Genomic DNA, 24,394 nt, shown 5'->3' on the forward strand with positions numbered 1-24,394 from the left:
CCGCCCGCCGATGCGTCGCGACGAAAGATCGCCTCACTGGGTCGAAAGTTCGCCGGACTGACGCGGCGCCACCCGGTCCACCAGGTATCCGCGGATCCTGGCCGGGATGCCGCCCGCGAAGCGCTCCAGGTAGGAGCTCAGGTGGCCCTCCTCCCACAGGAACGGCAGGTCGAAGGCGAGCATCGTGCGGATGGCCAGCAACGGGATCGGCGAGCGCAGCGGGCGGAAATCGGCGTTCCACAATCCCGGTTCCGCGCAGGTGGGATGGAACTGGCCGATCATCAGCCCGGCGCCCACATATTCCTCTTTCAACCGCCGCTGCAGGAAATCCAGCGCGTCCCCGTCGATGCCCGGCAGCACCACGACAAATGTCAGTAATTCCCGGTGCTCCGGAGAAAGCGATTCCAACATGTCCAGGAAAAGGCCGCGATAAGCCGCGATGGTGTCGTCGGCGACCTCGCCCTCCTCCACCGCGAAACGGAACAGGCCGCGGCGCAGCGACGGCGCGCTGAACGGGCAGACCGGTCCGGGCCGGCCCAGGTCGGGATGGCCCTGGGTGAGGAACTCCCGGCTCCAGTCCAGGACCTTCCGCAGCTCGGGAGCCCAGGGGTGGTCGAGCTCCATCACCTCCGCCGCCGTCCACACCTGGGGAGCGGTCATCGCGGATCCCGCCACATCGGCCGCAGCTGCGGCCCGCCGGGGATGTGGATCAGCGGCCCGTGCGGCTCGAAGCCGAAGCGCCGCGCGACCGCCGCGCCGCCCGCCGAGCTGGCCTCCAGGTAGGCGGGCGTCCCGTCACGGTCGCACTCCTCCATCAGGTGCGCCATCACCGCGCTGGCGAGGCCCGTCTGCTGCCGTTCCGGCGACACCGCGCCGAAGCCCAGGTAGAGGTGGCGCGGGCTGGCCGGGTGGTAGAGCTCCTGCAGGTCGACTATCGTCATCAGCGCGTCGGCGTACTCGCCCGCCGCGGCCGCGAGCCGGCGCGCGAACGCCTCGCCCGGGTCGGCGGCGCCCGGCGGGGTCGCCAGCACGACCGCCTGCCGGTCGTCGGTGGTGTAGGTGCCCCGCTGGGCCAGGGCCAGGTCGTAGAAGGCGCGGAAGAAGCCGGGCAGGATCTGGCGCCGCCGTACGGGATCGGGGAAGGCCCACACGGTCAGCGCGTCATCGGCGAACGCCTCGGCCAGCAGCGCGACCAGGGGCTCCGCGTCGGCGGCCGTGGCCGGGCGGATGGTCAGGCTCGACAGGGTCATCGGGAAGTCCTTCCAGCGGCGAGCTCCTCCAGGCGGTGGTGCAGGTGCCCGAGGTGGTCGCCTGTCTCCGGTTTGATCAGGACGCTGCGCAGGATCCGGGCGCCGGTGGCGTCGGCCGCCAGCGCGGGATGGCGCGCGGTGAACGCAGGGGCCTCGACGCGCAGGGCGCTGACGTAGACGGGATCGGGCCCCGCCATGCCGTCGGCGAGGACCTGGGCGGAGGCGGCGTCGACACCGCCGAGCGTCGCCTCGGTCGGGAAGTACGTGACGATGTCCAGCTCGGGAGCCTGGTACAGGCTCAGGTACGGCGAGGCCTCCAGCATCCCCGCCCACTCACGGGCGGCGAGCACCCCCGGCAGCAGGACCCGGCCGAGCCCCTCGCGCGTCGCAGGCAGCAGCCGCAGGGTCAGCCAGAGCGCTGCCGCCGCGGCGCCCGCCCGCGAGCACTCCAGGCTGATCTCGCCCAGGTGCAGGTCGGACGGCGTGAAGTAGGTGTAGGGGGAGTCGTGCAGGAAGTGACGTGCCACTGCCGGGTCGGCGAACAGGACGGCGCCGCAGCCGTACGGCTGGAGCCCGTGCTTGTGCGGGTCGACCACGACCGAGTCGCAGGAGGCGATCGCCCGCCAAGGACGCGGATCGAACAGCCCCTCCCCGGCCAGCAGCACGTGGAAACCGCCGTAGGCAGCGTCCACGTGGACCCGCGCGCCGTACCGCCGGGCCATGGCGAGCGCCTCGTGGACGGGGTCCACGGCGCCGGTCCCTGTGGTGCCGGCGGTGACGACCACGGTGCCGACGCGCCCGGTGCGCAGCAGATCCTCCAGCGCGTCCAGGTCCATCCGGCCGCGCGCGTCGGTGGGGACCGCGTGCCCCCGCACGCCCAGGACGTGGCACATCCGGGCGTGCGTGAAGTGGCTGTCGGCGCTGTAGGCGATGTCGAGGTCCGGGTGGATCTCGCGCGCCACGAACAGCGCCTCCAGGTTGCCCATGGTCCCGCTGGTGGTCAGGTGCCCGAGGTGGCGCTCGAGCCCGAACATCGCGGCCAGCGCCTCCATCACCTCGCGCTCCAGGTCGGCGGTGGCGGGGCCGCCCTCGCGGGCGTGGTTGTTGGGGTTGAGCTGCATCGCGGTCACGTAGCCGATCACCGCGGCGGGGTGCGGCGGCTTGACCATCTGCCCGATGTAGCGCGGGTGGAAGAAGGGGTAGTTGTCGCGCAGCCGCTTGCCCAGGTCGGCGAAGGCGGCACCGAACTCCGCCGCGCCGACTTGATGAGCGGGGTGCGCGGCGAACGGACCGAACTCCGCTGCCCACGCCTCGACCGTGTCGACCGCGCACCCCAGCCAGTGGCGCAGATCCAGCTCCGTCATCCCACCCGCTCCAGTGCGGGCTCGAAGTGGGCTGCCCTGCGCTCGTGCTCCTCCTTGGTGGTCTCCAGCCTGGCCATCGCCAGCCGCAGGATCGGCGGCGCGAGGACTGAGGTGACGACGGCCACCAGGATGATGATGGTGAACACCTCGGTGCTGATCACGCCCAGCCGCAGGCCCACCGTGGCGACGATGACCTCGACGACGCCGCGCGCGTTCATGCCCGCGCCGAGCGCCAGCGCCTCCCAGGTGCCCAGCTTGCTCGTGCGCGCCCCGAGGTAGGCGCCGGCGAACTTGCCGGCGATCGCCACGGCCAGGATGAGTACGGCGAAGCCCAGCACATCCGGCCGGGCCAGCGCCGTCAGGTCCATGCGCAGCCCGGCGGTGGCGAAGAAGATCGGGGCGAGCACCCCGACGACGACCGTGCGCAGCGGGGCGAGCTTGGCCCGGTCTGGCCGGCCGTACGCGCTGATCACCAGGCCCATGACGAACGCGCCGAAGACGGACTCCAGCCCGAGGGCGTGCGTGCCGGCCGAGGCCAGCAGGATCAGCACGACCGTGGTGGCGATCGTCGGGGTCTCCTCGCGTGAGCGGGAGGCCAGCCGGAAGGCGGTGCGGGCCAGCGGGCGGCCCACCACGAACGCCACGATCAGCACGCCCGCGACGTAGGCCAGCGACAGGCCGACGGAGCCGGCGGTCAGCCCGCTGGTGGCCATGGCCGACACGATCGACAGCATCAGCCAGCCGAACACGTCGTCGACCATGCCGGCGGTCAGCGTGAGCTGCCCGATGTTGCGGTGCATGAGGTTCATGTCCAGGAGGATTTTGGCGATCACCGGGATGGCGCTCACGCACATGGCCACGCCCAGGAAGAGCGCGAACACGGTCTGGCCCTTCCCGCCGGTGAGCGCGGCGGGCAGCAGCAGCCCCATCCCGATGCCGGAGGCGAGCGGGATCACCAGGCCGAACCCGCTGACCTTGGCCGCGGTGGCGCCCTGGCGGCGGATCAGCTTGATGTCCAGGTGGGCGCCGGTGATGCCGACCAGCAGCAGCACGCCGAGTTGCCCGACGCCGTCCAGCAGGTGGAACTGCTCGGCCTGGCGCGGGAGCAGCCAGGACTCGAGCCCGGGCGCGACGTGGGCGAACAGCGAGGGGCCGAGTAACACGCCGGCACCCAACTCGCCCACCAGCGGGGGCAGCCGCAGCTTCACGGCCACCCGGCCGAGCACGAGGGCGAGCAGCAGGAGCACACCTATTTGCAGCAGCAGAAGGAGCAGTGTGTGCGGGGCCGGCGGCGGGGCAATGGGCGTCATGGAAACGCCTCCTCCGGAGCTCGGAAAACGGATTCTCAGATTCGCACGGAGGCGCCGGAATTCCACCGAGAGAAAGACCGAAGTATTCCGCTGAAAAGGCGTTGAGCGGTCTTCCATCGGCGCGGCCCATACTGGCCGTGTGAAAGGGGGAGGCCATGCAAGAACTGCTTGGCCGCAAGGTCGAGACCGGGATAGTGGACCGCGCCGTCCGAGACGCCGTCCGCGGGCGCTCCACCGTGATCATCGTGGAGGGCGGGGCGGGCACGGGGAAGACCGCTCTGCTCAGGCACGTGGTCGCCACCGCGCGGCGCGAGGGCGTCAGCGCGCTGTTCGCCTCCGGCGCCCGCCGCCGCCAGCCGGAGTTCGGCGCGGCTGCGGAACTGCTCGGCCTGCGCCGGCCGCCGGCCGCTTCGGAGTCGGGGAGTGACGATGTGTTCGCAGCGCTGTACGACCACGTCCGTGAGATCACGCGCACGGGCCCGCTGGTGCTCGTCGTGGACGACGTGCACCGCATCGACGGGCAGTCCCTCGGCTGGCTGGCCCACCTGGCGCGCCGGTTATCGGGTCTGCCGGTTCTGCTGGTTGTCTCTGTTCCCGTAGGGGAGTGGCCCGCCTCGCGCGAGGTCTACGACGAGCTGCGCAGCACGGTCAACCACGTCGAGATCTCCCTGGACCCGCTGGGCGAGGACGAGGGGGCCCGGCTGCTGGAACTGTCGTGCGGCACCCGGCCCAGCCCGCAGTTCGCCTCGCTGTGCCGCCGCCTGACCGGCGGCAACCCGCGCTTCCTCGTCGAGCTGGCCAGGCAGCTCAACCAGGAGGGGATCGGCACCGACGATCAGGCCGCCGGGCAGCTGCCCGCGCTCGCGCCGCCGCGGATCGCCCGCTACGTCACCGACCGCCTGGCCAGGCACTCGGCGCACTCCCTGACCGTGGCCAAGACCCTGGCCGTGCTGGACGCCGACGCTCGCCACTCGCTGGTCAAGGAGCTGTCCGGCATCGAGGACGGCGAGGTCGCCAACACCGTGCTCGGCCTGACAGAACTCGGCCTGCTGCGCGCCGGAGCCACCATCGCCTTCGTCCACCCGATCGTCCGCGTCGCCCTCTACCGCTGCATGCGCGCCGAGGAGCGCAACCGCTACCACCTGGGCGCCGCCCGGCTGCTTGCCGCGAGCGAGGCCGACCCGCCGGTGACGGCGCGGCACCTGCTCGCCGTCGGCCCGACCGCCTCGCCCGAGGTCACCGACCTGCTGTGCGACGTGGCCGTACGGCTCACCGCGCTGGGCTACCTGGAGCAGGCCACCGCCTGCACGCAGCGCGCCATCCAGAGCTCGCTGTCACCGGCGCACCGGATCAGGCTCATGCTGCAGCTGGGCGTCGCCCTCAGCGGCTACGACCACCACGTCTCGATCAAGTACCTGCGCAACGCCGGTTCCGGCGTCCGCACCGCCGCCGAGCGCGCGCTGATCGGGCAGCACCTGGCCCTGGCCACCGCCGCGCTCGGCGACCTGGCCGGCGCGATCGGCGTCCTGGACGAGCACGTCGAGCCCGTCTCGCAGGCCAACCCGGCGCTCGGCTCCCGGCTGCGCGGCTACCGGCAGGTCCTGCACGCCCTCGCCCCGTCCGCCGCCCCCGCCCCCGACGAGCAGGACGGCGCCGGCGGCGAGCTGGCCGCCAGGGCCGTACGGCTGGCCTGGGCCGGGCGGGATCCCGCCGGAGCCCGGGCGGCGGCCGAGGCGGCGCTGGCCGCGGAGGGGGTGGTCGACAGCGGGGCGCTGGTGCTGAGCTTCGCGCTGCTGCCGCTGGTGTACGCCGACCGGCTGGACACGGTCGAGCGGTATCTGCAGGAGGCTGAGCAGCGGGCGCCTGCCGTACAGGTGCCAGAGCTGGCGGTGCTGCGCTCCCAGGTGGCGCTGCGCGCGGGAGACGTCGAGCAGGCCGAGGCGGCGGCTCGTACCGCGGTCGCCGCCGTGGAGGACGGGCTGCCCGAGCCGGTGGTCTTCCACCACCTGGCGGCGCTGGTCGAGGCGCTGCTCGAGCGGGGCGAGCACGAGCAGGCCGAGGAGCTGCTGCGCCAGGCGCGGGTGCCGGGCGAACCGGCCGCCGAGTGGCGCAACAACCACCTGCTCGCCGCCAGAGGCAGGCTGCGGATCGCCCTCGGGCAGCGTCGGGCCGGGCTGGCGGACCTGCTGGAGTGCGGTGCGCGCCTGGCCACCTGGGGTGTGCGCAACCCGGCCGCCGGCTCGTGGCACGTGGACGCGGTCACGGCGCTGGTCGCGCTGGGCAGGCGGGCCAAGGCCGTACGGCTGGCAGCGGAGCAGCGGCAGGCGGCCGACCTGTGGCCGACGGAACGCGCCGTCGGGCGGAGCCTGCGCGCGCAGGCGGTGCTGGCCACCGACCCCGCCGAGCGGGTGGCGCTGCTGCGCCAGGCGGTCGCGGTCCTGGAGGAAGCGCCGGCGGCCACGCTCGAGCTCGGGCACACCGTCGGCGACCTCGGCACCGCGCTGGCCGAGACCGACCAGCGCGAGGAAGCCAGGGAGATGCTCCGCAGGGCTCTCGACCTCGGCCAGCGCTGCGGGGGAACAGCGCTGGGCGACCACGCTCTCGCCGCGCTCCTCAAGCTGGGAGCGCGCCCGCGCAGGCGGGCGCAGACGGGGTGGGACGCGTTGACGCCGGCCGAGAGCCGGGTCGCGGAGCTGGCGGTGGAGGGGAAGAAGAACCGGGAGATCGCCGGGATCCTCTACGTGTCGCTGCGGACCGTCGAGCTCCACCTGACCAGCATCTACCGCAAGCTCAGCGTGTCGAACAGGGCCGAGCTGATCAGGGAGAGCTGAGCGCCTTCCTGGCCGCGCGCTCCTCGCGGCGCTCGACGAACCGGCTGGCCTGCGCGTCGAGCACGTGCAGGAAGGCCGACAGGTCCGCGCGGGCCGCCTCGCCCTCGGGGCCGAGGCCCGTGCGGTCGAAGACGCCCCAGTGGCGCAGGATCGGCATGAGCACCCGGTCGTGGTGCAGCCGCAGGTCGTAGATGCCGCTGTTGGCGATCTCGGCCGCCATGCGGCGGAACCCGGGCTGCCCCGTGCCCGGCATCTCGAAGTCCCGCACCACGTCGGCGATGGCCCGCATCGTCCGGTCGGGCGCCAGTTCCAGCGCCGCCCCGACGAGGTTGCGGTAGAAGAGCATGTGCAGGTTCTCGTCTGCGGCGATCCGGGCCAGCAGCTGCTCGCCGATCTGGCAGCCGGTGGCGGTGCCGGTGTTGCGGTGCGAGAGCCGGGTCGCCAGCTCCTGCAGCGCGGTGTAGACGACGTTGGGCAGCATCTCGACGGGCTCGTTGGCGGGCCCGGCCGCCATCAGCGCCATCCGCCGCTGCTCCAGGTCGACCGGGTCGACGGCGCGCGTGACCACCAGGTAGTCCCGCAGCGTCATCGCGTGCCTGGCCTCCTCGGCGGTCCAGCGGTAGATCCACTCGCCCCACGCGCCGCCCGAGCCCAGGGCGGTGAGCAGGTTGTGGTGGTAGGCGGGCAGGTTGTCCTCGGTCAGCAGGTTCACGATCAGCGAGGCACGCGCCGCCGGTCCGACGGTGCTGTCGCCGGGCTCCCAGTCCTGGCCGCCGAGGAGGGCGTAGTCGCGTCCCTGGCTCCACGGCACGTAGTCGTGCGGATTCCAGTCGCGCGCCACCTGAAGGTGGCGGTTGATGTTCTCGGCGACGACCGGCTCGAGTTCCATCAGCAGGTCCACGTCCTGCACGCTTTGCTCCTTCCAGAGGCGTGGGGGCCGGACCGGCCCCCACGGGCGGACTCAGGCGACGCCGGCGGTCTGGTACTGCGCGATGTGGTTGAGTACGGCGTCCACGGTCTCCAGGTCGGCCGCGATCTCGTCCGGGGTGGCCACGCCGAACCTGTCCTCGACGGCGACCATGATCTCGACCAGCGACAGCGAGTCGATGTCCAGGTCGTCGCGCAGGTGCGCGTCGGGCTGCACCTCGGACACGGGGATGCCGACGACCTCGCGCACGATCTCGGCGAACTCGGTCAGGATGTCCTGCTTGCTCATTTCCTTCTCCTTGCGTGGGTGTTGGAGGGAGTCATTGCTCGTAGCGCCGGACCACGAGGGTCGCGTTGTGTCCGGCGAAGCCGAAGGAGTTGCTCATCGCCACCGCGACGTCGTGCCGCTGCGGCAGGTGGGGAACGAAGTTGAGGTCGGGGTCCTCCGGGTCGTCGCAGTTGATCGTCGGCGGGACGATGCCGGTGAGCAGCGTCTGCACGGTGGCGACGAGCTCGACCGCGCCGGCCGCGCCGATCGTGTGCCCGGTCATCGACTTGACGCCGGTGATCGGGATCCGCGGCGCGTGGTCGCCGAACACCCTGCGGATGGCGGCGGCCTCGGTCCTGTCGTTGAGCGTGGTGCTGGTGCCGTGGGCGTTGATGTGGTCCACGGCCGAGGCGGGCAGGCCCGCGTCGTCCAGGGCGAGCTGCATGGCCCGCCGCGCGCCGAGCCCCTCGGGGTGCGGCGCGGTCGGGTGGTAGGCGTCGCTGGTGGCGCCGTAGCCGACGACCTCGGCCAGGATCGCCGCGCCGCGCCGTTCGGCGCTGCGGGCGTCCTCCAGCACGAGCGCGCCCGCGCCCGCCGCCATCACGAAGCCGTCCCGCCCCTTGTCGAACGGCCGGCTGGCCCGCCGCGGGTCGTCGTTGCGCGTCGACAGCGCTCGCGACATCGCGGTGGAGCCGATGTCGAAGGAGGTCACCGAGTTGTCGGCGCCGCCGGCGATCATCGCGTCCACGTCGCCGCGCTGGATCATCCGCATCGCCTCGCCCACGGCCGAGGTGCCGGAGGCGCAGGCCGTGCTGATCGCGCCGGAGGGCCCGGTCGCGTGCAGCTTGCAGGCGACCTCGCCGGCGGCGCAGTCGATCGAGGTGGCCGCCGACAGCCACGGCGCGAGGCCGCGGTAGCCGCGCCCCTCCAGCGTGAGCGTGCCCGACTGGACGAGCCCCGTCGGGCCGTAGCCGGAGCCGATCAGGACGCCGACGCGGTGCGTGTTGGCGTCGTCGATGACGAGCTTGGCGTGCTCGACGGCCTGCGCCGCCGCGGCGACCGCGAACTGCGCGTACTTGTCGATCCGGCGGCTGACGGTGCGCGGCAGGTAGTCGGTGGGGTCGAATCCCTTCACCTCGCCCGCGATCCTGACGGGCAGGTTCGAGGCGTCGAAGGCCTCGATCGGCGCCACGCCGCTGCGGCCGGCCAGCAGGGAATCCCAGAAGTCCTGGACGTTCAGCCCGACTGGCGTGATGGCGCCCATGCCGGTGATGACCACGCGGCGTCTTTGGGTTCTCACGCGTGTTCTCCTTCGGTCTCGGTGAGGTCGGCGGCCACGTCGTCGAGCCGTACCGGGATCTCGACGACGGCGATGCGGCCGGCCGCGCACGCCGCCGCGGCCTGGCGCAGCTCCTTGTCCAGCCGGGTCTTGTCGTCCACCACCGCGTGGTGGACGCCGGGCCGGTCGCCCGCGGTGCCGTGCGGCCGGCCGGCGAAGTGGTAGCTCGAGGGCCCCGCCTTGTCGAGCTGGGCCTGCAGCCAGCCGTAGCCGCCGTTGTCGAGGACCACGAACAGGACGCCCAGCTCCTGCTCGACCAGCACCTCCAGGTCGGCGCCGAGCTTGCCGAAGGCGCCGTCGCCGACGAAGGCGACCACCGCGCTGCCGGGTACGGCCAGCTTCACCCCGGCCGCGGCGATCGCGCCGAACCCGAGGCTGGTCTGCTCGGACGGCACGATCGAGCCGGCGGCCGCCGCGACGCGCCAGTGCGGGTAGAAGTAGGGGAACATGTCCTGCAGCCCGTTCTCCTGCACCAACACGCGCCGCTCGGGCAGCACTTCGTCCAGCACCCGCAGCAGGTCGGCGATGTGGATGCCGGGCAGCTCCGCCACCCGCTCCCGCTCGGCGTCGACCCGCGCGAGGGCGGCACGGTTGGCCGCCGTCGCGCGCTGCGCCCACTCGCTCGTCGGCGCGGGCTCCTCGGCCCGCTCGAGCAACTCGGGGCGGGCGGCACGTTCGGGCAGGTCGAGCAGCCAGGCCCGCACGGTGGCCAGCCCGTCGCCGATGACCGCGTGCCCGGGCCGCTCGTGCGAGATGTCGACCGGCTCCAGGTTGACCTGCAGGACCGGGACGCCCGGCGCGGCGAACCCGGGCTGGTAGACGGCCGTCTCCTCCAGCCTGCTGCCGAGCGCCACCACCAGGTCGGCGTCGGCCCACAGCGGCAGCATCTCCTCGGCGCAGTACAGCCCGGCCAGCCCGCAGAACAGCGGGTGGGTCTCGTCGACGCAGCCCCGCCCGGAGGCGGTGGCGAAGATCGGCGCTCCGAGCCGCTCGGCCAGCCGTTCCACCTCGCCGCCGCCGTTCCTGTGCCGCATGCCGCCGCCGACCAGGACGATCGGACGGCGGGCAGCGCGCAGCTCGACCAGCGAGCCGGCCAGCGCCTCCAGGTCGGGCGTGGGGTACTGGGCGCGCGGCTGCCGCCAGGGACGGTCCCTGACGACCTCGACGTCCAGCAGGTCGGCGGGTAGCTCCAGGTAGACGGGCCCGGGTGCGCCGTTGGCCGCGACCAGGAACGCCCGCTCGATCGCCGGCACCACACGGTCGGGGTGGTCGACCCGGTGCGCCCACTTGACCACCGGCGCGATCATGGCCAGCTGGTCCAGCTCCTGGAAGGCCCCCGAGCCGCGCGTCCTCGCCCCGGTGCCCGAGGCGAGCACCACCATCGGCGCGCTGGAGCAGCGGGCCTCGACCAGGCCGCCGACGACGTTGGCGGCGGCCGGGCCCTTCCCGATGACGCACAGTGCCGTACGGCCGGCCGCCAGCGCGTGCCCGGCGGCCATGAACGCCGCCGCCCGCTGGTCGCGGCACAGGACCATGCGCAGCTCGGTCCCCTCCAGCGCGCGCAGCGGCACCAGGTCGTCGTCGGGCAGCCCGAACACCGTGTCGACCCCGTGGGCCACGGCGAAGTCCATCGCCGCGTGCCAGGCGCTGGGGTAGGTGACGGCGCTCATCGCGCGCCCGCCGTCTCCGGGCGCGCCGCGTGCTCGGAGACGACCTGGGAGATCAGCAGCGGCTTGGCGATCCGCTTCCTGCCGATGGCGACGTAGTTGGCCATGATGCCGTAGCCGCCGAAGGGGGCGTTGCCGTCGTCGATGTCGAGCAGGGTCTCGTTGACCGCCACCATGTGGCGCTTGCGGAGGAACTCCACCAGCTCGGGGGCCTCGCCGTACACCATGGCGCCCATGGCCCTGTCCTGGTAGTAGCCGGTCGTCAGGCGCTCGCGCACCTGGGCCAGGTCGGTGTAGGAGACGATGTTGAACAGCGGGGAGAAGATCTCGGCCATGGCCTGCTTGTCCCGCATCGCGTGCAGCAGCACCGTCGGCTGGATCTGGCGGGTGCGGAAGTCGATCTGCCCGCCGTAGATGATGTGCGCGCTGTTGTCCTGCAGGTACTCGGCGGCGTCGGCGATCGCACCGGTGTAGCACATGGGGCCGTAGTCGGCCTCGGGGTCGTCGTAGTCGCCGAACATCAGCGTCGACAGGCGCTTGAGCAGCGCTTCCACGAAGCGCGGCACGTCGTTCTCCTGGACGAAGAACACGTCGGGGCCGAAGCAGTCCTGGCCGGAGTTCAGCATCCGGATCCGCAGGGCGTCCTCGGTCGCCAGGTCGAGATCGGCGCCGGGGGCGACGACGAAGGGGTTCGCGCCCTGGCCGAAGAGCAGGAAGATCTGGTCGGGGCCGAGCTCCGCCCTGATCGCCTCGGCGTTCTGGTAGGTGCCCGTGAAGACGACCACGTCCGCCTCGGCGACCGGGCCCTCCTTGAACCTGCGCTGGCTCAGCGAGGTCATCTCGATCGGCAGGCCGTGCACCGGGGCCAGCAGCTCGTGCAGGCGGTGCGTCTGCGCGGCCACCTGGCTGGACGGCCTGGCCGTGATCCGCTCCACGTAGAGCGAGGGGACGAGCAGGTACAGCACGTAGGAGGTGAGCAGCACGTTGGACGACATGAAGACGGCCATCCGGTCCGTGCGCGGCGGCGCGTTGCGCATCACCTCGTCGATCGCGCCGGACAGCGTGTGGATCGCCGCCTCGATCTCGCCCTCCACCGACTTGTGGTCCGAGATCTCCGCCAGCACGTTCATGATCGCCCCAGGGTCGGTGCGCAAGAAGTGCGCCACCGCCCGCAACGCGGCGATCCTGTCGGCGAACGGGATCCGGTCCAGGTCGGCCGGCAGCGGCGCGTCCTCGTGAACCATCGGCGGGCGCCGCCGGATGGGCCGGTACACCGCGCGCTCGGCCAGCCTGCGCAGCTCCCTGGCGTCCACCTTGCCGGTGCCGTTGACGGGCAGCCGGGGCAGGACCACGACCTTGTTCGGGTGCTCGTAGGAGGGCAGCAGCGAGCAGATGGCGCTGCGCCAGTGCGACGCGGCGGCTTCGTTGGGGTCCTCGACGAAGAAGACGAGCTGGCTGCCCTGCCGTTCGTCGTCCACTCCGACGACCTTCACCGGCCGGCCGCAGTACTCGGCCTTGCGCTCGATCGTCTCCAGGTACAGGTTGTGGCCCATGCGGTGGACGGCGTGCTTGCGGCCGATCACCACGAGGTTGCCGTCGGGCGTCCAGTAGCCGAGGTCGTCGGTGGCGTAGGGGCCCTCGCCGAGTGGCGTGACGCTGCCGTCGGCGGCCAGGTAGCCCTCCATCAGGCTGGGTGAGGTTACCGTGATCTCGCCCACCTCGCCGATGGCGACCTGGGCGCCGTCGCGGCCCACGATGCGCACCCACACGTCCGTCAGCGGGCGGCCACAGGCATGCGGGTTGGTCGGGTCGGCCAGCGCGATGTTGCCGGCCTCGTTGCTGCCGTAGCCGTCGAGCAGCGGGCGGTTGAAGGCGCGGGCGAAGCGCTCGGCCAGCGTGGGCGGGAGCGGGGCGCCGCCGGAGCAGAACATGCGCACGCTGCTCAGGTCGCGTGCCGTGACCGGGCGGCGCTGGCTCATCGCGTGCAGCGCGTGATAGGTGGCGGGGGTGGCGTCGACCACGGTGGCGCCCTCGGTGGCGGCCAGCCGTACGGCGATGTCGAGGCGCTCAAGCGGCGCGACGATCAGCGAGCAGCCGACCGTCCACTGCAGGATGGCCAGCGTCAGGCCGTAGAAGTGGGAGAACGGCAGCAGCGGCAGCAGCACGTCGTTGGGCCGGTAGCCCATCCGGTCGCGGGTGCGCTGCAGGTCGTTGAGGAAGCTGCGGCCCGAGCGCACCACGCCCCTGGGGGAGCCGGTCGAGCCGGAGGACCAGGTGACGAGCGCGTCGGTGCGGGCGTGCCAGGCGGTGAAGGACAGGAACTCCGCGCTGGGCTCGCGCTGCCTGCTCTGCTCCGCGAGCGAGTGCAGGGGGATCCCGTCCTCGTCGCCGTCGTCGATGATCAGCCGGGCCCCGGCGAGGGCGGCCATCCGTCGTCGCTCGGACGCGGTCTCGCGGTGGTCGATCAGCACGATCGAGGCGTCCAGATGCATCAGGGCCAGCAGTGCCGCGATGTGCTCCGCGGAGTTGTCGGCGCAGACCACCACCCGGGAGCCGGGGGTGACCGCGTTCTCGGCGAGGATCGCCGCCATGCCCAGGGCGAGCTCTTCGATCTCGATCGAGGTGTAGGCGGCGGTGGGAGTTATGACTTTGCCGGTGGTCCAGTCCAATGTCTCAATCCATTCAGATACGGGTGCGCGGGGGTCAGTCAGCCCGCCAACCCCTTCAGCTCTTCTGCAAGGACGTCGATGGTGTGCTCGATCTGTTGCGTGGTGTGCTCGGAGGTGACGAAGAAGCGCAGGCGGACCAGCTCCTCCGGGACCGCCGGGTAGAGGATCGGGTTGGCGCTGATACCGCGGTCGAAGAGCCGGTTGGCCAGCGTGAGGCACTGCTCGTTGTCGCCGACGATGCACGGCACGACGGGGGAGTCCTTGCTCACGCCGGTGTTGACGCCGGCCTCCTTGGCGAGCCTGAGGAACAGCTCGGAGTTGGCGCGCAGCCGCTCCAGCCGTTCGGGCTCGTCGCGCATGACGCGCAGCGCGGCCACCGCGGCGGCGGCGTTGGACGGAGTCATGCCGACGCTGTAGACGAAGCCGGGGACGGTGTACTTCAGGTAGTCGATGAGCTCCGCCGAGCCGGCCACGTAGCCGCCGCAGCTGGCGCCCGCCTTCGACAGCGTCCCGGACCAGAGCTCGACCTGGGAGCGGTCGACGCCGAAGAAGTCGCCGACGCCGCCGCCGGACTTGCCGACGGTGCCGAGGCTGTGCGCCTCGTCGATGAGCAGGACGGCGCCGTGCCTGTTCTTCACCTCGATGATCGCCGGCAGGTCGGCGAGGTCGCCGTCCATGCTGTAGACGCCCTCGATGACGACCAGTGCGCGGCGGTGCAGCTTGCGATGCCGGGTCAGGACGGCGTCCAGCGCGGCCGGGTCGTTGTGGGCGAAGGGGCGCCGGGTGGCGCCCGACAGCCTGCAGCCCTGCATGATGCTGTCGTGGGAGAGCTCGTCGTGCACGATGAGGTCGTCGGGGCCGACCAGGTGGCCGATGACCGAGACGTTGGTGGCGTGGCCGCTGACCATGACGAGCGCGTCCTCGGTGCCGAGCAGGGTGGCCAGCTCGGCCTCCAGCTCGTGGTGGACCGGGCGGTTGCCGGACAGGAAGCGGCTGGCCGACACGGACGTGCCGTACCTCTCCACGGCCTCGCGCACCGCCTCGTTGACCTTGGGGTGCCCGGACAGGCCGAGGTAGTTGTAGCTGGAGAAGCTGATGAGCTGCTTGCCGTCCACGACCGTGGTGTCGCGGATGTTGGCCTGGTGGTCGATGAAGTAGGGGTTGCGCTCGATGCCCGCCATGAACTCGCGGTGCTCGATCACCTCGGGCCAGGTCCCCGGGGTGGTCTGCATGGCGACCCGGCGCTTCGGCGCCTCGGGCGCGGCCGGGACCGCGACCGTGATGCCCTGGGAGGCGGAGACCGCGGCGACGACCTCGTCGATGCTGGGCCGCTTGGGCAGGCTGGTCAGCTCGGGCCACACCTTCTGCAGGGAGATCCGCAGTTCGGTGACCATGAGCGAGTCGAAGCCGAGCTCGTCGACCAGCAGCGTCGGGCCGCTGAGCTGTTCGGCGGGGAAGGCGCCGATCCTGGCGATGTGCTCGTGCACGACCTGCCGTACGCGGTCCACGGCCGGCGGGGTCACGGGCCTGGCCGCGGCCGCCGGCACGGGCACGGGCACCGGTTCCGGTGCGGGCGGTGCGGTCGCGGGGATCGCGGCTCCGGCCGAGCGCAGCAGTGCGATCTGCTCCCGGAACAGGCTGACGATGTCGCTCACGTTGCTCTCCTGCGCTTGGTACGGCTCGGCAGCCGCGGTGACCGCTTTCTGGGACTCCGCCGGCATGGGGAAGGGGGGAAGGGCGTGCACCCTGCGGAGCAGCGGTGACGGCGGCAGGCTCACCAGTCCCGGGGACTGCCCGGTGCCGGGCAGCGTGACCGGCAGCCCGAGCACGGCCAGCTGCCCGAGCCCGGCCAGGAACGACCGGGCGTCGTCGGCCTGCTCGCCCGACATCGCCACGTAGACCGCGTCCTGCCGGTCGCCGAGCGTGCGCTTGACCATGGCCAGCAGCGACCGCCCGCCGCAGACCTGCACGAACACCCGCGCGCCCAGCTCGTAGGCGGCCAGCGCGGCCTCGGCGAAGCGCACCGGCGAGGAGGCGTGCCCCTCCCAGAGCTCGCGCAGCCGCGCCGGGTCCTCGACGGGACCGCCGCTCATGCAGGAGACGTATCCGGCGGCGGGCCGCCCGATCTCGCGCCGCTCCAGGTCGGCGCGGATCTCCGCGCGGATGCCCTCCAGCAGCGGCGTGTGGAAGGCGTTGGACACCGCCAGCGGCACGGCGCCGACCTTGGCTCCCGCGCACCGCTCGGCGAGAGTGGACAGCCCCGCCTGCTCCCCGGCGACCACGGTCTGCTTCGGGGTGTTGTAGCAGGCGGGCCAGACGCCCTCGATCCCGTGGGCCAGACCGGCCACGGTCTCGGGGGAGGCCTGGACGACGAGCATGCCGCCGCTGCCGCCCTCCTCGGCCCGGCGCATGACGGCGCCGCGTCCCGCCATCAGCCGGACCGCTTCCGCATCGTCCATGGCCCCTGCCAGGGCCGCGGCGGTGAACTCGCCCACGCTGTGGCCGAGCGTCACCGCGGGGACGACGCCGCAGGCGCCGAGGAGCCGGCCGGCGGCCAGCCCGAGCACCCCGAGCAGGGGCTGGCACACGTCGGTGCCCTTCATGCGCTCGCGTCCCGCCTCGGTGTCGGCGTCCTCGCCGTAGACGGCGTCCAGGACGCCGACGCCGCTGACGGCGTCCAGCGCGGTCGCGGCCTCGCGGAAGGCGGGGTAGCGCGCGAACAGGTCGGCCAGCAGTCGCGGCCGCTGGCTGCCCTGGCCGGGGAACAGGAAGGCGACCTGCGGCGAGTCCAGCGGCTGCGCGGCGGCGTACAGTCCCTCGCCGATCGGGCCGGTGCGGCCTGCCTTCAGCGCGTCCGCCGCGGCCCGCAACCGGGTGACCAGCTCCTCGTGCCCGGCCGCGACCACCGCGAGCCGCGCCTTGAGCGGCTCCCGCTCGGCCAGCGTCCTGGCGACCGCCGCCAGCGGCGTGCCCGGCTCGACGGCGAACCGCTCGACGTGCTCGGCCAGCAGCTCCACCGTCGCCCCCGAGAACAGGAACAGGTACGGCAGGCCGTCCTCGGCGCACTCCTGCGCGGCGGGCGCCTCCTCCATCACCACGTGCACGTTCGTGCCGCCGAAGGCGAAGGAGTTGATCCCGGCCCGCCGGGTCTCCCCGGCACGCGGCCACGGGACGTTCTCCTGAGGGATCACCAGCCCGGCCATCGCCGGGTCGGACTCCGGGTTCACCTCGGTCTCCGGCTGGCGCGGGATGACGCCGTGGTGCAGCGCCAGCGTCGTCTTGATCAGGGAGGCCATGCCGGAGGCGGTCAGCGAGTGGCCGATCAGCGCCTTGACCGAGCCCAGGTAGGCCGGCCCGGGCTCGGCGCCGGACTCGCGGCGCACGTACCGCAGCGACTCCAGCTCCACCCGGTCGCCGACGGTGGTCGCCGTGCCGTGCGCCTCCACGAAACCGATCGAGCCGGGCTCGACGCCGGCGTCGTCGTAGGCGCGGCGCAGCGACAGCCGCTGCCCCTCGGTACGCGGGGTCATCGGCCCGTCGGTCGCGCCGTCGTTGGAGCAGCCGATCCCCTTGATCACGGCGTAGACGCGGTCGCCGGCGGCCAGCGCGGCCTCCAGCGGGCGCAGCACCACCACGCCGACGCCCTCACCGAGCACGAAACCGTCGGCGCGGCGGTCGAACGGCCTGCACACCCCGGCGCGGGAGACAGCGCCGACCTTGGAGAAGCCGATCAGGCTGTGCGGGATCAGGTTGATGTAGGCGCCGCCGACGATCGCCTCGGCGCAGACCCCGGCCCGCAGCGCGACCACGGCCTCGTGCAGCGCCACCAGCCCCGAGGAGCAGGAGGAGTCGACGGTGAAGCTGGGTCCGCTCAGGTCGTAGAACTGGCTCACGTTCGTGGCGGCCATGTTGAGCTGCTCGCCCGGGATCGACCACGGCTCCATGTCCATGGGGTCGGGCGTCAGGTACATGAAGTCCGCGGTGCTCATGGCGAGATACACGCCGGTGTTGCACCGGTCGAAGGGGCGCCGCTCCCAGCCCGCGTCCTGGACGGCCTCGCGGGCCACCTCCAGGATCAGCCGCTGCTGCGGGTCCATCGTGCGCACCCGGCGCGGCGGCATCCGGAAGTGGGCGGCGTCGAACCGGTCGACCTCCGGAAGGTAGGCCACCTGGTCCGTGTAGGCCTTGCGCGGTGCCCGCCCCTCGGCGGCGTCGAAGAAACGCCCGTGCTCCCACCGTTGTGCAGGAACCGCGTGGAAATGGCGTTCGCCGTCCAGCAGCATCCGGAGATATTCATTCAGATTTCCGGCGCCGGGGAAACGGCATCCCATGCCGACTATTGCGATATCACGCATCGTGTCCCTACCTCGCGCATTCGAAGCTGAAATTGAGGATCGCACCGGCGCGCTGGATTTCTACCGAGGGAATCACCGAAGAACTTCGGCTGCGGGCCGTACGCGCCTGGTCAGGCGGACGGAGAGCAGCGCGGTGACCAGGGCGACGGCGCCGGCGCCCGCCGTGACGCGGAAGGCGAGGTGCCCGCCGAGGGCGTCGGTCACCTGTCCGGCCAGCTGGACGCCGGCGGCCAGGCCGATGACCAGCGCGCTCTGCACCCAGGCGAAGCCCTCGTTGCTGCGCTCGCCGGGCACGACGGACTCGACGAGCTCGTAGACGACGATGAGCGTGGGGGCGAGGGCGGCGCCGGCGACGAAGGAGGCCGCGGCCATCGCGGGCACGCCGGTGGCCAGCGTCAGCGGGAGCAGCCCGGTAGCCAGACACGCGGCGAAGGTCGCGAACCTGCGCGACAGCGAGGAGGTCCAGCGGCGCGAGCCGTACCAGACGCCGGTCAGCAGGCTGCCCACGGACATCGCGCCGACCAGCGGCCCGGCCAGCACGATGGCGCCCTGGTCCTCGGCGAACCCGACCATGGCGATCTCGCTTGAGCCGAGCACGACGCCGAGCACGAGTGCGAAGAGCAGCGTCACGCGCAGTTCGGGGATGCGCAGCAGCGACGGCCCCGACCTGGTGACGGGCATCGGCGGCGGCTCGGTGCGGCGCATCGCGGCATAGGACAGCCCGCCCGCCAGCGTGAGCGCCATGCAGGCGACGTAGCCGATCCACGGGCTCACGGCCGCCGCGACCGTGGTCGCGATCACCGGGCCGATGATGTAGACAACCTCGTCGACGGCGCTCTCGATCGCGAAGGCCGCCTTGAGCAGCGGGGTCCCGCCCACCCGGGCCGTCCAGCGGGCTCGGACCATCGGCCCGAGCGGCGGGAAGGCCACGCCGGCGAGCACGGCGGCGGGGAACAGCAGCCACAGCAGGCCGCTCACCACGCCGCCCATGATCCCGGCCAGCCCGAGCGCGTGCAGCAGCAGCACCGGCCGCAGCACGCGGCCCTGGCCCAGGCGGTCGCCCAGGCGGCCCACCCGCGGCGCGGCGACGGCCTGCGAGACCAGGATCGTGCCTCCGACCGCGCCCGCCAGCGCGTAGGAGCCGGTCGCCGAGGTGACCAGCAGGATGGTGGCGATGCCGAGCATCGCCATCTGGAGCCGGCCGACGAACCCCGCCAGGACGAACCAGCGGGCCTCGGGCGGGCCCAACAGCGCCTTGAAATCATTGTCAGCCACGCCACAACAGTGCACGTCGTGACCGCCGCTAATAAGACCGAAGCAAATGACTTCGGTAATCTCCTCGGTCCCTCAGAACGCCGCCGATGCCATTGTTGCACCGGCGGACCTCGCCCCTCCGCCCCCCACGCACGGAGAAGAGGAAAGCGAATGAAAGAAGCGGTGCGAGACTATTACGACGTCGTCATCATGGGCGGTGGGCCTGCCGGTTCCACCCTCGCGGCGAAACTGGCGCGGACCACGAATCTGAGCGTCGCGATCTTCGACAAGGCGAAGCACCCCCGCGAGCACATCGGTGAATCGCTCGCCCACCCGACCACGCCGGCTCTGGAGGAGATCGGGGCCCTGGACAAGGTCATGTCCAGCGACTTCAAGGTCCAGAAGTTCGGCGGCATCTTCCGCTGGAGCGAGGAGCCGAGCCTGGGCTTCTTCGACCACGAGTCCTACGTCAGGGACGGCGTTCACCGCTGGGCCTCCCACGTCAACCGCTCCGAGTTCGACGAGCTGCTGTTCAAGCACGCGGGAGAGAGCGGCGCGCACACGTTCGAGGAGATGACGATCTCGGCCTTCGAGCGGCTGGAGGACGGCTGCGAGGTCACCTTCAACGACGGGCTCAAGGTCCGCTGCGGCTACTTCGTCGACGCCTCGGGCCGGCGCAACAGCATCGCCTCCAAGAAGAAGCGCAGCTTCCTGTCGGGGTACAAGAACATCGCCATCTGGCAGCACTACACCGGTGCCCAGCACGCCTACGACATCCCCGAGGAGTGGAACATCTTCCACCCCGACCGGCTGTCGCCCATCGCCTGCTCGGCCTTCTCCGACGGGTGGTGCTGGTACATCCCGGTCCCCAAGATCATCGACGGCGAGCGCGTCATGACGCACTCGGTCGGCATCGTCACCATTCCGGCCATCCTCAAGGAGGAGGGCAAGGACTTCACCGACATCGAGCAGTTCACCAATGCGATCAAGGACATCCCGCTGATCGGCGAGCTGGCCAAGAACGGCACCCCGATCTCGGACAAGATGCAGACCGCGACCAACTACTCCATGATCAACGACCAGTTCGCCAACTACGACGAGCGCTGGATCCTGGTCGGCGACGCCGCCTACTTCGTCGACCCGCTGTTCTCCTCGGGCGTGGCCTTCGCCATGCACCACGGGCTGTCCGCGGCGACTGTGCTGGCCGCCACGTTCGACGACAGCATCGAGGAGCAGCACAAGCGCGACCTCTGGCACGACTATGACATGGAGTGGCACGGCATCGCCGAGTCGTTCTCGCTGTCGATCGACCAGTGGTACCACGCCATCGGCAAGAACAACCCGGACAGCATCTACTGGCGCACCCGCGGCCAGGACGTGGCGGGCAACTTCCGCGAGCAGACCTTCCAGATCCTGCTCAGCACCACGATGGAGCCCGACGTGCTGCGCCACATGACCGGCGAGGGCGGCACCCAGGCCGACCTCGACGCCGAGGGCCCCTACATGAAGGCGTACGGCATGGCCGACCCCGGCCTGATCGGCGACGACGACCTCGTCAGCCTGACCCAGGGCGCCACCGTCCGCAAGAGTCTCGGGCTGGACATCCCCGGCTTCAAGGGCTTCCCGCCCCCGCCGCCGTTCCAGCTGACGGAGGAGGAGCACGCCGCGCTCACCGCCTACTGGGCGGACCCGGTCGCCAACGGCGACGCCGTGGTGTCGCCGCTGTCCACCCCGCTGCCGTGCCACCGCTACGCGGTCGAGGGCGCGGCCTCCGGGGTCGAGGTGCGCAGCTTCGACGAGGTCGACGGTGGCAAGGTCGTCTGGGACGCCCTGTCCGGGGGCGGCGTGCCGTACCGGCAGCTGCGGGAGGAGCTCACCGAGCTCCAGTTGCACCTGATCAAGCTGCTGTGGCGGACCGGCGTCGTCACCGTCGCGCCCGCCGGGAGCTGACGTGGGAATCCTCGACGGTAAGAACATCCTGGTCACGGGCGTCCTGACCGACGCCAGCATCGCCTTCCACGTGGCCAGGATCGCCCAGGAGCAGGGCGCCAACGTGGTGCTGACCGCGTTCGGCCGGGTGAGCCTCGTCCAGCGCACCGCGCGCCGGCTGCCGGTGGCGGGCACGCCGGTCGTCGAGCTCGACGTGACCGACGAGGACCACCTGGCCAGCCTCCCCGACCGGTTGGGGCTGGACCGGCTGGACGGCGTGCTGCACGCCATCGCCTACGCTCCGGAGTCCGCGCTCGGCGGCTCGTTCCTGGAGACGTCGTGGGACGACGTCGCCACCGCGGTCCAGGTGTCGACGTACTCGATGAAGGCCCTCACCACGGCCTGCCTGCCGCTCATGCGGGACGGCGGGTCGATCGTCGGCCTCGACTTCGACGCCACCGTGTCCTGGGCCAACTACGACTGGATGGGCGTGGCCAAGGCGGGGCTGGAGTCCTGCTCCCGCTACCTGGCCCGCTACCTGGGACCGCGCGGCGTCAGGGTCAACCTGGTCGCCGCGGGCCCGCTGCGCACGGTCGCCGCGCGGAGCATCCCCGGTTTCGACGGCGTCGAGGCCGGCTGGGACGCGCGCTCGGCTCTCGGCTGGAAGGCCAACGACTGCGAGCCGGTGGCTCGCGCCTGCGTATCACTGCTGTCGGACTGGTTCCCCGCCACCACCGGAGAAGTGGTCCACGTGGATGGAGGATTCCATGCGATGGGAGACTGAGAGGAGGAAGGCGGTGCGGATCGGCGCCGGGGCGGGCATCGCGGGGGTGGCGCTGGCGGTGCTCAGCGCGCTGGCCGTACTCGTGCTCATCCAGGACCCGTTCGGGGACGTGGCGCCGGCCGCCTACCTGAAGGGCATCGCCGGCGCGCGGGGCCTGTGGGTGCTGCTGCACTTCGCGGTGACCATCGGGACCGCGCTGCGGCTGGCGGGCCTGCTCACGGTGGGCGAGACGTTCCAGGGCACGGCCGCCAGGCCGCTGGCGGTCATCGGCAACGGCTTCTCCGTGGCCGGCGTGGCCCTGCTGATCGTCACCTACTCCCGTGACGGCTACGTCCACCCGTTCCTGACCCAGTCGCTCACGGACACGCCCGGCGTGCAGGACGCGATCTTCGCCGCCAGCAGCCGGGCCGGCTACTCCACCGAGATCACCGGCCTGCTGCTGATAGCGGGCCTGGCCCCCATCGCGTACGGCCTGGCCATGCTCGTCAGCCCGCTGTACTCGCGGTGGATCGCCTGGCTCGGCATCACCGGCGGCGCCGGAGCCGTCGTCACCGCGGCCTACCTGTACTCGACCGGGCTGACCGACCTCGGCTACGGCGTGCTCTACCCGCTGTTCGGCATGCTCGTGCCCGCCGTGTGGCTGATCGCGGCCGCGCTGCCGCTCTGGCGGACGCCCGACCGGGCGGCCGTCGCGACGCCCGCCGAGGTGTAGCCGCGGACTTCCGCGCCCCCGGCCTCCCTCCCCAACGACGTGGCGGGGGGCCGAGGGCCCGGAACGGCGCCCTTCCCCTTTCTGACCTTGGAGCTTCCGGCATGGATGATGACGTCTACGCCGCCCTCGCCGCGTTCATCGAACAGGACGACTTCGTCTGCCTCGGAGCCAGGGCCGCGCTGCACAGGAAATCCATCGTTCACCACCACTACCCGGAGCTGGGCGAGCCGGAGTCCGTGCGTGCCCACCACCGCGACGTGCTGACGTTCCTGGAGACCTTCGAGCCGTCGGCACGCAGCTTCACCTCCTTCGTGGCGACGTTCGAGGAGCCGGGCGAGCTGACCGAGCACGCGTACGAGGAACTGCTGTGGCGGCACCTGCAGGCCATGCACGACCTCGACGCCGAGCGCTTCCCGTGGAACGACACCTACAGCTCGGACCCGGAGTCGGCCGACTTCGCCTATTCCGTCGGCGCGCACCCGTTTTTCGTGGTCGGGCTGCACTCGGGCGCGTCGCGGCCGAGCCGCAGGTTCGGTAAACCCGCGATGGTGTTCAACTCGCACATCCAGTTCAACGCGCTCGGCATCAAGTTCTTCAAACTGCGCGGCAAGATACGCGGCAGAGAACGCTCTTTCCACGGTTCGCCGAACCCCAGTTTCATCGCTTACAAGGACGAGGCGCGCCATTACGGCGGCCGGTTCACCGAGCCGGAGTGGCGCTGCCCGTTCGACCCGAAGACGGACTGAACCAGCGCCAAGAGTGAGGCGGGACCCCCGGTGGGTCCCGCCTCACCTGTGTTCGCGTATCGGACGTCGGAGCCTCGGTGCTCCCTTCGATACCCCGGGCCGATCCTCCGTCAATACCTGTTGTCCGGCGGTGCCGGCGCTGGCTACGGTCATTTCGGTCGAGCCGGGAACTGGCCCGAGATTGGAGTTCAGCCGCATGGTCGAATTCAAGGTCCTCGGTCCTCTGGAAATGGCATCAGAGGAACGGGTATGGCGTCTTACCGCACCCCGTCAACGGCAATTGTTCGGCCTGCTGCTGCTCAATGCGAACCGGGTCGTGGACGTCGAGTCGCTCGCCATGGAGCTCTGGGGCGGCAACCCGCCGAAGAGCGCCGTCACCACGATCCAGACCCACATCTACCAGCTGCGCCGGTTCTTCGACCACGAAGCCGGCCTGCCCTCCGGCGACGAGCTGATCGTCACCCGCCCGCCCGGCTACCTCGTGTCCGTTCCCGAGGAGAGCGTGGACGTGTTCATCTTCCGCCGGCTGGTGCAGGAGGGGCGGGCCTGCGCGGCAGCCGGCCGGATGGAGGAGGCGTGCCGCCTCTGGCGCCAGGCGCTCGACCTGTGGTCGGGGCACCCGCTGGCCGACGTGATCCCCGGCCCCGTGCTCGAGGCCCACCTCGCCGATCTCGAGGAGACCCGGCTGTGGGTGCTGCAGCTGCGCATCGAGGCCGAGCTGGAGATCGGGCGGGGCCGCGACCTGATCGGGGAGCTGCGCTTCCTGGTGGCCACCAACCCGCTCAACGAGTGGTTCCACGGCCGCCTGATGGAGGCCCTGTGCCAGGTCGGGCGGCGTGAGGAGGCGCTGGGCGCCTACCAGGAGCTGCATGCCGTACTCGATCGGGAGCTCGGGCTGGAGCCCTCGCGCGAGCTGCGCCAGCTCAGGTACCGCATGCTGCACGCGCAGGGTGCCAGGCGCCGCGTGCCCGTCGGCGCCGCTTGACAGA

At 71.8% G+C, this 24,394-nt stretch carries 17 protein-coding genes; 6 read left to right on the forward strand and 11 right to left on the reverse strand.

Translation table 11 applies throughout. The annotated features are described in order from the left end of the window. Window positions 1-33 precede the first annotated feature (33 nt). The 4 genes from ACIBHX_RS45075 to ACIBHX_RS45090 are packed head-to-tail and all read right to left on the reverse strand — an operon-like array spanning window position 34 to window position 3,924. Window positions 34-660: a DUF6875 domain-containing protein gene (locus tag ACIBHX_RS45075; protein ID WP_397074239.1), complete on the reverse strand. Its 627-nt coding sequence runs from the start codon at window positions 658-660 to the stop codon at window positions 34-36. Next, on the reverse strand, window positions 657-1,250 hold the full coding sequence (locus ACIBHX_RS45080; RefSeq protein WP_397074241.1) for a GNAT family N-acetyltransferase: 594 nt from the start codon (window positions 1,248-1,250) through the stop codon (window positions 657-659). The genes ACIBHX_RS45075 and ACIBHX_RS45080 overlap by 4 nt, the downstream gene beginning before the upstream one ends. Then, window positions 1,247-2,614 (reverse strand): pyridoxal phosphate-dependent decarboxylase family protein, encoded by a 1,368-nt coding sequence (locus tag ACIBHX_RS45085; RefSeq protein ID WP_397074243.1) that lies wholly within the window; start codon window positions 2,612-2,614, stop codon window positions 1,247-1,249. The genes ACIBHX_RS45080 and ACIBHX_RS45085 overlap by 4 nt, the downstream gene beginning before the upstream one ends. Next, window positions 2,611-3,924 (reverse strand): cation:proton antiporter, encoded by a 1,314-nt coding sequence (locus ACIBHX_RS45090; RefSeq protein ID WP_397074244.1) that lies wholly within the window; start codon window positions 3,922-3,924, stop codon window positions 2,611-2,613. Before ACIBHX_RS45090 ends, ACIBHX_RS45085 begins: the two co-directional genes overlap by 4 nt. A 155-nt stretch (window positions 3,925-4,079) precedes the next feature. On the opposite strand from ACIBHX_RS45090, the gene ACIBHX_RS45095 reads away from it, so the two are divergent. Further along, window positions 4,080-6,755, forward strand: a complete 2,676-nt coding sequence (locus tag ACIBHX_RS45095; RefSeq protein ID WP_397074246.1) for a LuxR C-terminal-related transcriptional regulator — start codon at window positions 4,080-4,082, stop codon at window positions 6,753-6,755. Here ACIBHX_RS45095 and ACIBHX_RS45100 read toward each other — a convergent pair. The 7 genes from ACIBHX_RS45100 to ACIBHX_RS45130 all read right to left on the reverse strand — a co-directional run bounded on the left by ACIBHX_RS45100 (window position 6,742) and on the right by ACIBHX_RS45130 (window position 19,255). Continuing rightward, on the reverse strand, window positions 6,742-7,665 hold the full coding sequence (locus ACIBHX_RS45100) for an acyl-ACP desaturase (RefSeq protein ID WP_397074248.1): 924 nt from the start codon (window positions 7,663-7,665) through the stop codon (window positions 6,742-6,744). The two genes, ACIBHX_RS45095 and ACIBHX_RS45100, sit on opposite strands and share 14 nt — an antisense overlap. A gap of 51 nt (window positions 7,666-7,716) precedes the next feature. Continuing rightward, the gene (locus ACIBHX_RS45105; protein ID WP_397074249.1) at window positions 7,717-7,971 is read right to left on the reverse strand and encodes an acyl carrier protein; all 255 of its coding nucleotides are present in this window, start codon (window positions 7,969-7,971) and stop codon (window positions 7,717-7,719) included. A 31-nt stretch (window positions 7,972-8,002) separates the two neighbouring features. Continuing rightward, window positions 8,003-9,250 carry a beta-ketoacyl-ACP synthase II gene (gene fabF, locus ACIBHX_RS45110; protein ID WP_397074251.1) on the reverse strand — a complete coding sequence of 416 codons (1,248 nt, stop codon included), beginning with the start codon at window positions 9,248-9,250 and terminating at the stop codon, window positions 8,003-8,005. Continuing rightward, on the reverse strand, window positions 9,247-10,959 hold the full coding sequence (locus ACIBHX_RS45115; protein WP_397074252.1) for a thiamine pyrophosphate-binding protein: 1,713 nt from the start codon (window positions 10,957-10,959) through the stop codon (window positions 9,247-9,249). Before ACIBHX_RS45115 ends, fabF begins: the two co-directional genes overlap by 4 nt. After that, window positions 10,956-13,625 carry an aldehyde dehydrogenase family protein gene (locus ACIBHX_RS45120; protein ID WP_397074253.1) on the reverse strand — a complete coding sequence of 890 codons (2,670 nt, stop codon included), beginning with the start codon at window positions 13,623-13,625 and terminating at the stop codon, window positions 10,956-10,958. Before ACIBHX_RS45120 ends, ACIBHX_RS45115 begins: the two co-directional genes overlap by 4 nt. Window positions 13,626-13,663: 38 nt before the next feature. After that, window positions 13,664-17,980 carry a type I polyketide synthase gene (locus tag ACIBHX_RS45125; protein ID WP_397074254.1) on the reverse strand — a complete coding sequence of 1,439 codons (4,317 nt, stop codon included), beginning with the start codon at window positions 17,978-17,980 and terminating at the stop codon, window positions 13,664-13,666. Window positions 17,981-18,052: 72 nt separating this feature from the next. Continuing rightward, window positions 18,053-19,255, reverse strand: coding sequence for an MFS transporter (locus ACIBHX_RS45130; protein ID WP_397074255.1), 1,203 nt, complete (start codon window positions 19,253-19,255; stop codon window positions 18,053-18,055). Window positions 19,256-19,417: 162 nt separating this feature from the next. On the opposite strand from ACIBHX_RS45130, the gene ACIBHX_RS45135 reads away from it, so the two are divergent. The 5 genes from ACIBHX_RS45135 to ACIBHX_RS45155 all read left to right on the forward strand — a co-directional run bounded on the left by ACIBHX_RS45135 (window position 19,418) and on the right by ACIBHX_RS45155 (window position 24,390). Continuing rightward, a complete protein-coding gene (locus tag ACIBHX_RS45135; RefSeq protein WP_397074257.1) occupies window positions 19,418-21,184 on the forward strand; it encodes an NAD(P)/FAD-dependent oxidoreductase in 1,767 nt (588 codons plus the stop codon). Between the two features lies 1 nt (window position 21,185). Further along, a complete protein-coding gene (gene fabI / locus ACIBHX_RS45140; RefSeq protein WP_397074259.1) occupies window positions 21,186-21,947 on the forward strand; it encodes an enoyl-ACP reductase FabI in 762 nt (253 codons plus the stop codon). Beyond that, a complete protein-coding gene (locus tag ACIBHX_RS45145) occupies window positions 21,931-22,659 on the forward strand; it encodes a hypothetical protein (RefSeq protein WP_397074261.1) in 729 nt (242 codons plus the stop codon). The genes fabI and ACIBHX_RS45145 overlap by 17 nt, the downstream gene beginning before the upstream one ends. Before the next feature lie 101 nt (window positions 22,660-22,760). Then, window positions 22,761-23,405, forward strand: coding sequence for a guanitoxin biosynthesis heme-dependent pre-guanitoxin N-hydroxylase GntA (gene gntA, locus ACIBHX_RS45150; protein WP_397074263.1), 645 nt, complete (start codon window positions 22,761-22,763; stop codon window positions 23,403-23,405). Window positions 23,406-23,634: 229 nt separating this feature from the next. Beyond that, complete coding sequence (locus tag ACIBHX_RS45155; protein ID WP_397074265.1) at window positions 23,635-24,390, forward strand: BTAD domain-containing putative transcriptional regulator; 756 nt, start codon at window positions 23,635-23,637, stop codon at window positions 24,388-24,390. The last annotated feature ends 4 nt before the right edge of the window (window positions 24,391-24,394 follow it).

This window comes from Nonomuraea sp. NPDC050536 (assembly GCF_044457685.1).
GTDB lineage: Bacteria > Actinomycetota > Actinomycetes > Streptosporangiales > Streptosporangiaceae > Nonomuraea.